We start from the raw sequence: 12,935 nt of genomic DNA on the forward strand, positions 1-12,935 counted from the left end.
ACCCCGGTGCTCAGTGGCCCAGCGCCGCCCGGAGTCCCGGCGTCACGGCCTTCTCCCACACCTCCGGCAGCCTCCGCTCCTGGGCCGCGGCGGCGGCTTCCTGGCGGGCGTGGAGAACGCCCCAGGTGAAGGAGGGTTCGCCGGCCGATTCGGCCTGGCGGGCGAGGTCGTCCAGGGCGGTGCGGGCGACGACGGTGTCCTGGTGGTCGCCGAGGAGGCTCTGGACCTTCTTCACCTTCTTGGCGAACCGCTTCGCCGGCTTGCCGAGGGCCGGGGCGGCGGCCTCGGCGGCGTACCGGGTCCGTTTGGCGGCCTTGCGGGCCTCGTGGAGGGCGAGGTCGCGCTCGTGGCCGGGGTCGAGGCCGAGCGCGGGGCCCATCCGGTCGGCGAGGCGCCGGTGGTCGCGGCGGATCGCCTTCGGCAGTACCTTGCCGGCCTTCTTCCGGGCGGCGGGCCGCAGCGGCGGGTCGGCGAGCAGTCCGTCGAGGGTGTCGAGGAGGGCGAGGTGGCGGGGTGAGTCGAGGGCGTCGAGGGCCTGGTGCCGGGCGCTACGGGAGCGGGCGTTGCCCCAGGTGCGGAGGCGGCCGCGGACGGGGCCGTGGCGCAGGTCGCGGGGCAGCGCGTCGAGGGCGTCGCCGATCCGGGCGTCCAGGACCTCCTGGTCGCGGGAGTGGCCGAGCTCGCCGGCGAGCCACTTGAGCTCGGCGCCGATCGGGTCGGTGACCTCGCGGTCGAGGACCTTGCGGTAGGTCTTGAAGGCGCTGCGGAGGCGGCGGCAGGCGACCCGCATCTGGTGGACGGCGTCGGGCAGGTCGCGGCGGACGGCGGGGTCGAGCCGGACGACGGCCTCGATCTGTTCCCGGACGTACGCGAGGACGGCGGCGCCCGCCGTGCCGTCACCGGCCGGCGGCGTGGGGTGGCGGGGCTGGGGGGCGAGGCCGGTCCGGTCGAGGGCGTGGGCCAGTTTGGAGGGGGCTTCGGAGGGGTGGATGCCGGCTTTCCGCAGCCGCTTCTCGACGGCGTCGAGGACCGCCGGGTCGGTGTCGTCGGCGAGCTCGACCTCGATCTCGGTCCAGGCGGCCGAGCCGCCGCCGCCGAGGAGGCGGTCGGCGTGGACGGTGTCCACGGAGAGCTCGGCGAGGATCGTGCCGTCGGCGTCCCTCAGGTGCTTCACGTCGCGGGAGGAGCGGAGGCGGACGACGGGGACGACCTCGGTGTGGCGCAGCCGGGAGCGCAGGAGCTCCGCCAGGGAGGGCGGGAGGGTCTCCGAGAGCGGGGCCGCGATCTCGTCGCGGACGCCGGCGGCGACGGGGAACTTGAGGTGCCAGCCGGCGTCCCGGCCGCCGGTGCGGCGCCGGAGCGTGAGGGAGTCGGCCGCGAGTCTCAGGTCGGCCGTGTCGTAGTAGACCGCGTCGAGCGCGGTGACGCCCTCGCCGGTGACCGAGGCGACCCCGGCCGCGCGGGTGAGGTCCGGCAGCCGGGTCTCCTCGGTGGCTTCGTACTTCCGCTCGATCTCGCGCTTGGTCTCCGCCATACGTCGAATCTAACCGCCGGGGCGGTCTCGCATGCCTCGGTCGCGTCAGGCGGTCATCGGGCGCTGCACCCGGATGGACTGGAGGAGTCCGATCGCGACCCAGACGGCGAACATCGACGAACCGCCGTAGGAGACGAAGGGCAGCGGCAGGCCGGCGACGGGCATGATGCCGAGGTTCATGCCGATGTTCTCGAAGGACTGGAAGGCGAACCAGGCGATGATGCCGGCGGCGACGATGGTGCCGTACAGCTCGGTGGTCTCGCGGGCGATCCGGCAGGCCCGCCAGAGGACGATGCCGATCAGCAGCAGGATGAAGCCGGAGCCGATGAAGCCCAGCTCCTCGCCGGCGACGGTGAAGACGAAGTCGGTCTGCTGTTCGGGGACGAACTGGCCGCTGGTCTGGTGGCCGTTGAAGAGGCCGGCGCCCCTGAGTCCGCCGCCGCCGATGGCGATGCGGGCCTGGTTGGTGTTGTAGCCGACGCCGGAGGGGTCGAGGTCGGGGTTGGCGAAGGCGGCGAAGCGGTTGATCTGGTACTCGTCGAGCATGCCGAGGGTGGTGACGAGGACCGCGCCGGCGATGCCGGAGCCGATGAGGCCGAGGACCCAGCGGTTGGAGGCGCCGGAGGCGAGCAGGACGCCGAGCACGATCACGATCATCACCATGACCGAGCCGAGGTCGGGCATGAGCATGACGATGCCCATGGGGAGGGCGGCGAGCACCAGGGACTTGGCGACGGTGCCGTGGTCCGGATGGATCTGGTCGCCCGCGTCCACCTTCGAGGCGAGCAGCATCGCCATCACCAGGATGATGGTGATCTTGACGAACTCGCTGGGCTGGAGCGAGAAGCCGCCGCCGACCACGATCCACGCGTGGGCGCCGTTGATGGTGGCGCCGAGCGGGGTGAGGACGGCGAGGATCAACACGATCGACAGGCCGTAGAGGAACGGGACGGCGCCGCGCAGGGTGCGGTGGCCGAGCCAGACCGTGCCGATCATCAGCACCACGCCGATGCCGGTGTTGAGCAGGTGGCGGAAGAGGAAGTAGTACGGGTCGCCGTTGTTCAGCTCGGTGCGGCCCCGGGTCGCCGACCACACCAGCAGCGAGCCGATGAGGGAGAGCGCCAGGGCCGAGAGCAGGATCGGCCAGTCGAGCCGGCGGACCACCGAGTCGCGGGCGGTCAGCCGGGCGAGGGTGCCGCGCTCGGGGGCGTAACGGGAGACGAAGAATCTTCTCCGCTTCGGCATCGGGTCAGTCCCTCCTGTTGGGGGGCGTGCCCGCGAGCGGCGGCGGCGCGGCGCCGTTCGCCTCGTTCGGGTCGACCAGCTGGGACTTGGGGTCGTACGCCTTGATCGTCGGCGCGTCGATGGTGCCGTCGGGCTGGACCTTGGGCAGCGTCTTCTGCGGCCCGGGGAGCAGGGCGCGCTTGAGGTCCTGGTTGCCGGCGTCGTCGAGGCCGTAGAGGGCGTCGTAGATGTTGCGGACGGCGGGGCCGGAGGCGCCGGAGCCGGTGCCGCCCTGGGAGATGGTCATGACGATGGTGAAGTCGTCGGTGTAGGTGGCGAGCCAAGAGGTGGTCTGCTTGCCGTAGACCTGGGCGGTGCCGGTCTTGGCGCGCATCGGGATCTTGTCCTGGGGCCAGCCGCCGAAGCGCCAGGCGGCGGTGCCGCCGGGTTCGACGACGGAGCGCAGGCCCTTGTCGAGGTCGCGGACGGTCTCGGCGCTGACGGGCAGCTTGCCGTGGGCCTTGGGCTTGATCTCGCGGATCTGCTTGCCGTCGGGGCTGATGACGGCCTTGCCGACGGAGGGGTCGTAGAGGGTGCCGCCGTTGCTGATGGCCGCGTAGATGGTGGCCATCTGGATGGGGGTGACGAGGACGTCGCCCTGTCCGATGGCGAAGTTGATGCTGTCGTACGCCTTCAGCTGGTTGCCTTCGAGGCAGTTCTCGTACGCGATCTGCTCGACGTAGCTGCCGCCCTTCTTGCCCTGCTTGCACCAGGCGTCCTTGTTGGCCTCCCAGAACGCCTGCTTCCACTGGCGGTCCGGGATCCGGCCCTTGACCTCGTTGGGCAGGTCGATGCCGGTCTCCGAGCCGAGGCCGAAGTCGCGGGCGGTCACGTAGAACCAGTCCTTGGAGTCCTTGTTCGCGGTGATGCCGCCGTCCTTCTGCCACTCCTTGTGGCCGAGGGCGTAGAAGACGGTGTTGCAGGAGTACTTGAGGGCGTCCCCGAGGGTGATGGGGCCGTGGCCCTGGGACTCGAAGTTGGCGAAGCTGCGGCTGCCGAGGCTGTAGGAGGCGCTGCAGTTGTACTTGTCGTTGAAGTCGTAGCCGGCCCGGACGGCGGCGCTCGCGGAGATCACCTTGAAGATGGAGCCGGCCGGGGCCTGGCCCTGGATGCCGCGGTTGAGCAGCGGGTAGTTGGAGTTCTTGCTGGTGAGGGCGGCGTAGTCCTTGGCGGAGATGCCGCCGATCCAGACGTTGGGGTCGTAGTCGGGCTGGGAGGCCATGGCGACGACGCGCCCGGTCCTGGTCTCCATGACGACGACGGCGCCGGAGTCGGCCTCGTACTTGCGGCCGGTGATCTTGTCGGTCTCGCCGCGGACGGTCTTCATCGCCTGCGCGAGCTCGTACTCGGCGACGGACTGGACGCGGGCGTCGATGCTGGTGACGAGGGTGGAGCCGGCCACGCCCGGGTCGGACTTGGTCTGGCCCATGACGCGCCCGAGGTTGTCGACCTCGTAGCGGGTCACGCCGGCCTTGCCGCGCAGCTCCTTGTCGTAGGTGCGCTCGATGCCGGAGCGGCCGACCTGGTCGGAGCGGAGGAAGGGGGAGTCGGTGTCCTTGGCCTTGGTGATCTCGTCGTCGGTGACGGGCGAGAGGTAGCCGAGGACCTGGGCGGTGCGGGCCTTGCCGGGGGCCGGGTAGCGGCGGACGGCGGTGAGCTCGGCGGTGATTCCGGGGAAGTCCTCGGTGCTCTCCCGGATGGTGAGCGCCTGCTGGACGGTGGCCTCGTCGGTGACCGGGATCGGCTGGTAGGGCGAGCCGTTCCAGCAGGGCTTGGGCGTCTTGGAGTCGCAGAGCCGGATCTTGTTGGCGACGTCCTCGGGCTTCATGTTCAGGACGCCGGCGAGCCGGGTGAGGACGGCTTCGCCGTCGTCCTTCATCTTCATCAGCTCGGTGCGCGAGGCGGAGACCACGAGCCGGGTCTCGTTGTCGGCGAGCGGGACTCCGCGGGCGTCGAGGATGGAGCCGCGGACGGCCGGGGTGACGACCTGCTGGATGTTGTTGGACTTGGCCTCGTCGGCGTACTCCTTGCCGTTGCGGATCTGGAGGTACCAGAGCCGGCCGCCCAGGGTGAGCAGCAGCGAGAAGACGAGGACCTGGATGACGATGAGCCGGGTCTGGACCCGTGGGGTCCGTCCGGTCTCGGGGATGTTGCTCATGCTGCCGGTGCCCCCTCGGTCACAGTCGCTTGACTCCCTTGATGCGTCCGGCGCGGCCGGCGCGGGTGCGGGCGGCCTTGACGCGGAGGCCGCCGCGCTGGGTGCCGATCCTCAGGCCGGTGCCGGAGGCGAGCCAGCCGGAGGCGACGTCTCCCGCGCCCGCCCCCGTGGCGTCGGCGACCGGGTCGTTCTCGGCGCGGCGGGCCAGCGCCATGATGAGCGGCACGGTGAAGGGGGCCAGCAGCAGGTCGTAGACGACGGCGGTGAAGAGCAGCGAGGCGAGGCCGACGTGGCGGGCGGCGGTGTCGCCGACGAGGGCGCCGACGCCCGCGTAGAGCAGGGTCGAGCCGACGGCGGCGCCGACGACGGCGGCCATCGGGCCGATCGCGGAGGTGAAGCGGCCGTTCTCGGGCCGGACGAGGCCGACGAGGTAGCCGACGACGCAGAGGACGAGGGCGTAGCGTCCTGCGGCGTGGTCGGCGGGCGGGGCCAGGTCGGCGAGGAGGCCGGCGGAGAAGCCGACGAGCGAGCCGGTGACGGGGCCGTGGACGAGCGCGAGGGCGACGACGGTGAGGAGGACGAGGTCGGGGACGGCGCCGGGGAGCTGGAGCCGGGCGAGGACGGAGACCTGGACGACGAGGGCGACCACGATCAGGGTCGCGGAGAGGAGGATGCGGTTGAACTTCACGGTGTCGCGTCCTCCTGGTCGTCCGGGTTCTGATCCTGAGCCTGGCCCTCGTTCCGCGGCTGGGCCTGGTCCTGCGCGGCCGGGTTCTGGTCCTGGTCCTGGATCGGCTGCTCGGCCTGGCCCTGGGGCTGTTCGCCGGCCTGCTCGCCGTCGGCGGGCGGCTTCGCGGTGACCGTGACGGTGACGGTCGGCGCGGGCTTCGGCTTCTCCGGCAGCACCGTGTCGCGCGGGTCGGAGCGGGGGGCCTGCACGACGACGCCGACGATGTCGAGCTTGCTGAAGCCGACGTACGGGCGGACGTAGACGTTGCGGGTGAGGCCGCCGCCCAGCGGGTCGACGCGGACGATCTCGCCGACGGGCACGCCGGGTACGAACGGCCGGTTGCCGGCCGAGCCGAAGGTGACGAGGCGGTCGCCCGCCTTCACCTTGGCCTTGCCGTTGAGGAGCTGGACGAGGAGCGGGCGGTCGCCCTGGCCGGTGGCGAAGCCGAGTTCGTCGCTCTTCTCCATCCGGGTGCCGACGGTGAAGTCGGGGTCGTTGGCGAGGAGGACCGTGGAGGTGGACGGGCCGACGGTGGTGACCCGGCCGACGAGTCCGGCGCCGTTGAGGACGGTCATGTCGCGCTGGATGCCGTCGCGGGCGCCGACGTCGATGGTGACGGTCCAGGAGAAGCCCTGGGCCGACCCTATGGCGATGACCTGGGCGCCCTTGATGCCGTACTGGCCGGCGCCGGCGGTCTTGAGCAGGGCGTCGAGTTCGCGCACCCGGTTGCGGTTGCGGTCGTCGCTGCCGAGCTCGGCCTTGAGCTCGGCGTTCTCCTTCTCCAGGGCGGCGATGCGGGTGTTGCGCTCGCCGGAGTCGCGGACGGCGCCTATGGCGTTGCCGATCGGGTCGACCGCGGCCGCGACGCCGTTCTCGACGGGGCCGAAGACGGCGGCGGCGGCCTGCCGGGCGCCGTCGACCGGCGACTCCTGGCCGCCGCGGATGTCGACCGTGATCAGCGCGAACGCGACGGCGACCAGCAGCACCAGGAGCAGCCGGCTCTCTCGTGTGTCCCTCACGTGCGGCGGCCGTGCCCTTCCTCGTGGTTCGTTGTGCAGATGTTCGTACCGTACGGGCTCGCGCCCGGCCGATGGGTCAGCGGCGCGGCTGGGCGTCCAGGACCTGCTGGAGGGCCTCGAACTCCTCGACGCACTTGCCCGATCCGAGGGCGACCGAGTCCAGCGGGTCCTCGGCGATGTGGATCGGCATGCCGGTCTCGCGGCGCAGCCGCTCGTCGAGGCCGCGCAGCAGGGCGCCGCCACCCGTGAGAACGATGCCGCGGTCCATCACGTCACCGGAGAGCTCCGGCGGGCACTTGTCGAGGGTGGTCTTCACGGCGTCGACGATCGCGTTGACCGGCTCCTCGATCGCCTTGCGGACCTCGGCGGCCGAGATGACGACGGTCTTCGGGAGGCCGGAGACGAGGTCGCGGCCGCGGATCTCGGTGTGCTCGTCCTGCTCCAGGTCGTAGGCCGAACCGATGGTGATCTTGATCTGTTCGGCGGTGCGCTCGCCGAGGAGGAGCGAGTACTCCTTCTTGATGTGCTGGATGATCGCGTTGTCCAGCTCGTCGCCGGCGACCCGGATCGACTGTGCCGTGACGATTCCTCCGAGGGAGATGACCGCGACCTCGGTGGTGCCGCCGCCGATGTCGACGACCATGTTGCCGGTGGCCTCGTGGACGGGGAGGCCGGAGCCGATGGCGGCGGCCATGGGCTCCTCGATGATGTGCACCTGACGGGCGCCCGCCTGGGTGGACGCCTCGATGACGGCGCGGCGCTCGACTCCGGTGATGCCGGAGGGCACGCAGACGACGACCCGGGGGCGGGCGAGGTAGCGCCGCTTGTGGATCTTGAGGATGAAGTAGCGGAGCATCCGCTCGGTGATCTCGAAGTCGGCGATGACGCCGTCCTTCAGCGGGCGGACGGCGACGATGTTGCCGGGGGTCCTGCCGATCATCTTCTTCGCCTCGGCACCCACCGCGAGGATTCCGCCGGTGTTGGTGTTGATCGCGACGACGGACGGCTCGTTGAGGACGATGCCTCGACCCCTGACGTACACCAGCGTGTTGGCGGTCCCGAGGTCGACAGCCATGTCACGGCCGATGAACGACATGAAGTTCCCCTTGTTTCCCATGGCTGAGGGTGGTGCGGCGAAGAGTTTTCATCGTAGTGCCGCTCACGCGGGATGGCGCGCGCTGGTCCACCTCTGTACTAGGTGACGGTAGGACGCGGCGATCCGTTCCCGGGATTGGCGTTCATATGCCTGGGGGCGGCCGAATTCCTTCGGTCGCCCCACAACTGGCTGCTGTTCGGCTGACGGCGGGTCAGCCGGAGGTCGCCGCGCGGCGGACCGGGCCGGGGAGGACCCGGGTCAGGCGAGACCGGGGAAGAAGATCTTCAGCTCGCGCGCGGCGGACTCCTCGGAGTCCGAGGCGTGGATGAGGTTCTCGCGGACGATGGTGCCGAAGTCGCCGCGGATGGAGCCCGGGGCGGCGGCGATCGGGTCGGTCGGGCCGGCCAGCTGGCGGACGCCCTCGATGACCCGCTCGCCCTCGACGACGAGCGCGACGACCGGACCGGAGGACATGAAGCCCATCAGCGGCTCGTAGAAGGGCTTGCCCTTGTGCTCGCCGTAGTGGAGCTCCAGCGTCTCCTGGTCCAGCTCGCGCAGCTCCAGGGCCGCGAGGGTCCAGCCGGCCTTGCGCTCGATGCGGCCGATGATCTCGCCGATCAGGCCGCGGCGGACCGCGTCGGGCTTGAGCAGGACGAGCGTGCGCTGGCTCACGGGGGGAACTCCTTCGGGAGGGGTGTGCATGTGCGGGCCTACGAATCTACAGGGCCCGCACCGCTCCCCGTCACGCAGCGTCAGGCCCTGCGGATCCCTGGGCCGTGGCGTTCGAGGCGGCCCAGCGGGCCTTGATCTCGTCCACCTTGCGCCCGTAGTGCACCGAGCACCACCACAGGACGGCGAAGACGGCCCCGAGGAAGAACATGACGGGGACGAAGAAGCCGCTGAGGATCAGCCCGATCTGGAGGGCCCAGCCGAGCTGCACGCCACCGGGACGGGTGATCATCCCGCAGAGCAGCACGGAGAGGACCATGGCGACGCCGCACACCCACCAGACGGTGGAGGTGGTGAGGGAGTCGTCCTTCATGGCGACGAGACCGGCGAAGCCGATGACGAAGAACTCGCCGATGAGGGTGGACGAGCAGAGCGTACGCATACCGGGTCAGCCCCTCTTGAGCAGCAGCCGGGCGTCGCCGACCGTGAAGATCGAACCGGTCACCAGCACGCCGGCGCCGCCGTACTCGGCCTCCTCCTCGGCGAGCGTGATCGCCGCCTCCAGGGCGTCGGGCAGCCGGGGCTCCACGACGACCCGGTCCTCGCCGAAGACCTCGACGGCGACCGCGGCGAGCGCGTCGGCGTCGGTGGCGCGGGGGGTGGAGTTCTGGGTGATGACGATCTCGGCGAAGATCGGCTCGAACGCCTCCAGGAACCCGCGGGCGTCCTTGTCGCCGCTGGTGGAGACGACGCCGATGAGCCGGGAGAAGCCGAACGCCTCGGAGACGGCCTCGGCGGTGGCGCGGGCGCCGTGCGGGTTGTGCGCGGCGTCGAGGATGACCGTCGGGGAGGAGCGGACCACTTCGAGGCGGCCGGGCGAGGAGGTCTGCGCGAAGGCGCGCCGGATCGTGTCGATGTCGAGGGTGCGGGCGTGCTCGGCGCCGATGCCGAAGAACGCCTCGACGGCGGCGAGCGCCACGGCCGCGTTGTGCGCCTGGTAGGCGCCGTGGAGCGGGAGGAAGATCTCCTCGTACTCGCCGCCGAGGCCGCGCAGGGTCAGCAGCTGTCCGCCGACGGCCACCTCGCGGGAGACGACGCCGAACTCCATGCCCTCGCGGGCCACGGTCGCGTCGACGTCGACGGCCTTCTTGAGGAGCACCTGGGCGGCGTCGACCGGCTGCTGGGCGAGGATGACGGTGGCGCCCTGCTTGATGATCCCGGACTTCTCCCCGGCGATCTCGCCGGTGGTCTCGCCGAGCCGGTCGGTGTGGTCCAGGTCGATCGGGGTGACGACGGCGACGGAGCCGTCGATCACGTTGGTCGCGTCCCAGGTGCCGCCCATGCCGACCTCGACGACGGCGACGTCGACCGGGGCGTCCGCGAAGGCGGCGTAGGCCATCGCGGTGAGCACCTCGAAGAAGGAGAGGCGGTACTCCTCCCGGGCGTCGACCAGCTCCACGTACGGCTTGACGTCCTGGTACGTCTCGATGAACCGCTCGGCGGTGATCGGGGCGCCGTCCAGGCTGATCCGCTCGGTGATGGTCTGCACGTGCGGCGAGGTGTAGCGGCCGGTGCGCAGCTCGAAGGCGCCGAGCAGGGACTCGATCATGCGGGCTGTCGACGTCTTGCCGTTGGTGCCCGTGATGTGGATCGAGGGGTACGCGCGCTGCGGCTCGCCGAGCACGTCCACGAGCGCCGCGATCCGCTGCACCGAGGGGTCCAGCTTGGTCTCGCCCCAGCGGGTCGAGAGCTCGGTCTCGACCTCGCGCAGCGCCTTGTCCAGCTCCGGGTCCTCGGGGCGGGTCGGCACGGGGTCGCCCTGCGGCGGTCCGGCCTGGGTGCGCAGGGTGCGGCTGCCGGCCTCGATCACCGCCAGGTCGGGGTCTCGGGCGGTCTCTTCGCCGACGATGTCGTCGAAGCCGTCGAGGTCGTCGGTGTGGTCGGTGTGCTCGCGCGGGTCGCTGGGGTCACTCACGCCCCCAAGTCTACGGAGACCCACCGACAGGACCTTGGACCCACCCCATCCGGGACCTTCGGCCCGCCGTCCGCCGGGGCCGCCGGGCAGACTTGGCGATCATGGACATAGGCATCGATCTCGGCACGGCCAACACCCTCCTCTACGCGCGTGGGCAGGGCATCGTGCTCAACGAGCCGTCCGTGGTGGCGGTCCAGGAGGGCTCCCGGCACGCGCTCGCGGTCGGCGCGGAGGCGAAGGAGACGATCGGCCGGACCCCGGGGTCGATCACCGCGATCCGGCCGCTGCGGGACGGGGTGATCAGCGACTACGAGGCCGCCGAGGAGATGATCCGGCACTTCGTCCGCAAGGCGGTGCCGGGGCGGCGCCGGCCGCGCACCCGGATGGTCGTCTGCGTGCCGAGCGGGGTGACGCCGGTCGAGCGGCGGGCGATCGTGCACGCGTCGATCTCGGCGGGCGCGCGGGCCGTCCACCTCATCGAGGAGCCGATGGCGGCGGCCATCGGGGCGGGGCTGCCGGTCTCCTCGGCGCGCGGCTCGATGGTCGTCGACATCGGCGGCGGGACGACCGAGGTGGCGGTGATCTCGCTCGGCGGGATCGTCACCGCGCAGTCCCTGCGGGTCGGCGGGGACCGTTTCGACGCGGCGATCACCGACCACGTCCGCAAGCGGCACTCGCTGCTCGTCGGGGAGCGCACGGCGGAGGACGTGAAGGTCGCGATCGGCTCGGCGTGGCCGGTGCCGGGCGGCGAGGAGTTCGAGCGGCGCACCTTCACCGTGCGCGGCCGGGAGAAGGTCAGCGGCCTGCCGCGGACGGTGGAGCTGACCGTGCCGGAGGTCCGGGAGGCCCTGGACGAGCCGGTGGAGGCGGTCATCGCGGCGGTGCGGGTGACACTGGAGGAGTGCCCGCCGGAGCTGTCCGGCGACGTGATGGAGCACGGCATCGTGCTGACCGGCGGCGGGGCGCTGCTGCCGGGCCTGGACCTCAGGCTGGCCTCGGCCACGGGCATCCCGGTCTTCGTCGCCGACGCCCCCCTCGACTGCGTGGCCCTCGGCTCCGGCCGCTGCGTCGAGGACTTCGACGGCCTCCAGCGGGTGCTGGGCAAGGCGGAACGGGCGCGGTAGGGCGGGCTCGGGGGCGTACGGGGGCGTACGGGGGCGGGCTCGGGGGCGTACGGGGGGGGCGGGCTCGGGGCTTACGGGTTTACGGGCCCACCGGCCTGGCGGGGCCTCCCGGGTCGGATGCCGGAGCCCGGTCAGCGGCGCAGGCCCGACGGGAGGGTGGCGCGGACCTCGTAAGTGTCGTCCCGGGCGCCGGCCGTGAGGGTGCCGCCCATGCTGGCGACCCGTTCGTCCATGGAGACGAGGCCGGTGCCGGTGGAGACGGGGGCGCGGTCCGGCGGGCTCTTCGGCAGCGGGTTGCGGACCTCGATCCACAGGTCGGGGCCGGCGACGCCGATCGCGACCCGCACCGGCAGCCCCGGCGCGTGCTTCGCCGCGTTCGTCAGGCACTCCTGGACAACGCGGTGGACCGCGGTCTGCCGCAGCGGCGACAGCGCCTTGACCTCCTCGGCCACCTCCAGGTCCACCGGGCTGCCCATCCGCTCGCTCTCGGCGGCCAGGTCCGCCAGGCCCTCCAGGCCCGGCGTGGCGCCGTCCCGGTCGGCGCGCCGCACGATCGTCTCGTTCAGCATGAGGTGGGCGCGCCGCGCGGTGTCGGCCAGCTCCTCGAAGTCCTTCTGGTGGGCCTCCCCGCGGGCCCGCACCGCCAGCACCTCGGCTCGTACCGACAGCACCGTCAGCTCCCGCCCGACCAGGTCGTGCACGTCCCGGCCGACCTGGATGCGCTCCTCCTGGACGGCCTGCCGGGCGGCGGCCTCGCGCCGCTGGACCTCCAGGGCGCGGACGAGGTCGTGGCGGTGGGCGGCGATGCCCACGCCCGCCGCGAGCACCCCGATGGGGATGACGAGGCTGAGGAAGTCGCTCAGCGTGGCGCCGTGCCGGACCGGCCAGCCGGGCGTCAGGAAGTACCCGTACGCCACCCCGACGTAGAGCAGGGTGGCGGCGACGGCGGCCCGCCGGCCCCGGAAGCGGCCGATCGAGTACAGCGCGAACTGGATCAGCGTCACCTCGTGCAGCCAGCCCATCAGCGCGAGCGCCACGAGGTACGGAACCCAGGGCGCCCGCCGGCGCAGGACCAGGGTGGCCGCGCCGCCGGCGAGGACGAGGGTGGCGGTGACGCCGGTGAGCGAGTTGTCGGCGCGGGCGAGCCCCGGCACGTCGAGGAGCATCAGCGCGAAGGCGCTGAGCGCGGCGACGACGTCCAGGGCGCGCGGCGAGGCGGCCCACCGGTCCGCACAGCGGCGCAGCGCGGGGACGGTGGGGAGGCGGACCATGCCTCCATCATCCAGGGTCCTTGGTCCCGACGCCGTGGACCTGAAGTCCCGTCTGCTGTGAGATCGGGCACTTCG

Annotated in this window: 11 protein-coding genes; 1 reads left to right on the plus strand and 10 read right to left on the minus strand. The window is 72.0% G+C overall.

Features of this window, described 5'->3' with window-relative positions; all coding sequences use genetic code 11:
• Window positions 1-10: 10 nt before the first annotated feature.
• The 9 genes from ACIGHB_RS22615 to ACIGHB_RS22655 form a co-directional block, all read right to left on the minus strand.
• The gene (locus ACIGHB_RS22615; protein ID WP_399915399.1) at window positions 11-1,534 is read right to left on the minus strand and encodes a CHAD domain-containing protein; all 1,524 of its coding nucleotides are present in this window, start codon (window positions 1,532-1,534) and stop codon (window positions 11-13) included.
• A 45-nt stretch (window positions 1,535-1,579) separates the two neighbouring features.
• The gene (gene rodA / locus ACIGHB_RS22620; RefSeq protein WP_360309388.1) at window positions 1,580-2,779 is read right to left on the minus strand and encodes a rod shape-determining protein RodA; all 1,200 of its coding nucleotides are present in this window, start codon (window positions 2,777-2,779) and stop codon (window positions 1,580-1,582) included.
• 4 nt (window positions 2,780-2,783) lie between these two features.
• Window positions 2,784-4,976 (minus strand): penicillin-binding protein 2, encoded by a 2,193-nt coding sequence (gene mrdA, locus ACIGHB_RS22625; protein ID WP_360309390.1) that lies wholly within the window; start codon window positions 4,974-4,976, stop codon window positions 2,784-2,786.
• A gap of 19 nt (window positions 4,977-4,995) precedes the next feature.
• Window positions 4,996-5,664 carry a rod shape-determining protein MreD gene (gene mreD / locus ACIGHB_RS22630; RefSeq protein WP_360309392.1) on the minus strand — a complete coding sequence of 223 codons (669 nt, stop codon included), beginning with the start codon at window positions 5,662-5,664 and terminating at the stop codon, window positions 4,996-4,998.
• A complete protein-coding gene (gene mreC / locus ACIGHB_RS22635; protein ID WP_399915403.1) occupies window positions 5,661-6,725 on the minus strand; it encodes a rod shape-determining protein MreC in 1,065 nt (354 codons plus the stop codon). The genes mreD and mreC overlap by 4 nt, the downstream gene beginning before the upstream one ends.
• Window positions 6,726-6,801: 76 nt before the next feature.
• The gene (locus ACIGHB_RS22640) at window positions 6,802-7,821 is read right to left on the minus strand and encodes a rod shape-determining protein (protein ID WP_019886273.1); all 1,020 of its coding nucleotides are present in this window, start codon (window positions 7,819-7,821) and stop codon (window positions 6,802-6,804) included.
• A 258-nt stretch (window positions 7,822-8,079) separates the two neighbouring features.
• Entirely contained in the window at window positions 8,080-8,493 is a 414-nt protein-coding gene (ndk, locus tag ACIGHB_RS22645; protein WP_360309396.1) for a nucleoside-diphosphate kinase, read from the minus strand.
• 70 nt (window positions 8,494-8,563) lie between these two features.
• The gene (locus ACIGHB_RS22650) at window positions 8,564-8,932 is read right to left on the minus strand and encodes a DUF4233 domain-containing protein (RefSeq protein ID WP_360309398.1); all 369 of its coding nucleotides are present in this window, start codon (window positions 8,930-8,932) and stop codon (window positions 8,564-8,566) included.
• 6 nt (window positions 8,933-8,938) lie between these two features.
• Window positions 8,939-10,465: a bifunctional folylpolyglutamate synthase/dihydrofolate synthase gene (locus tag ACIGHB_RS22655; protein ID WP_399915406.1), complete on the minus strand. Its 1,527-nt coding sequence runs from the start codon at window positions 10,463-10,465 to the stop codon at window positions 8,939-8,941.
• Between the two features lie 101 nt (window positions 10,466-10,566).
• Between ACIGHB_RS22655 and ACIGHB_RS22660 the strand changes: the two genes are divergently transcribed.
• Entirely contained in the window at window positions 10,567-11,589 is a 1,023-nt protein-coding gene (locus ACIGHB_RS22660) for a rod shape-determining protein (RefSeq protein ID WP_360309402.1), read from the plus strand.
• Window positions 11,590-11,720: 131 nt separating this feature from the next.
• Here ACIGHB_RS22660 and ACIGHB_RS22665 read toward each other — a convergent pair whose 3' ends face one another.
• Complete coding sequence (locus ACIGHB_RS22665) at window positions 11,721-12,860, minus strand: ATP-binding protein (protein ID WP_360309404.1); 1,140 nt, start codon at window positions 12,858-12,860, stop codon at window positions 11,721-11,723.
• Window positions 12,861-12,935 lie beyond the last annotated feature (75 nt).

The organism is Streptomyces sp. NPDC085460, from assembly GCF_044541975.1.
Taxonomy (GTDB): Bacteria; Actinomycetota; Actinomycetes; order Streptomycetales; family Streptomycetaceae; genus Streptomyces.

Coding starts and splice junctions, on each gene's coding strand:
- mrdA (WP_360309390.1), bottom strand. CDS start 4,976: ATGAGCAACATCCCCGAGACCGGACGGACCCCACGGGTCCAGACCCGG.
- ACIGHB_RS22615 (WP_399915399.1), bottom strand. CDS start 1,534: ATGGCGGAGACCAAGCGCGAGATCGAGCGGAAGTACGAAGCCACCGAG.
- ACIGHB_RS22650 (WP_360309398.1), bottom strand. CDS start 8,932: ATGCGTACGCTCTGCTCGTCCACCCTCATCGGCGAGTTCTTCGTCATC.
- rodA (WP_360309388.1), bottom strand. CDS start 2,779: ATGCCGAAGCGGAGAAGATTCTTCGTCTCCCGTTACGCCCCCGAGCGC.
- ACIGHB_RS22665 (WP_360309404.1), bottom strand. CDS start 12,860: ATGGTCCGCCTCCCCACCGTCCCCGCGCTGCGCCGCTGTGCGGACCGG.
- ACIGHB_RS22660 (WP_360309402.1), top strand. CDS start 10,567: ATGGACATAGGCATCGATCTCGGCACGGCCAACACCCTCCTCTACGCG.
- ACIGHB_RS22640 (WP_019886273.1), bottom strand. CDS start 7,821: ATGTCGTTCATCGGCCGTGACATGGCTGTCGACCTCGGGACCGCCAAC.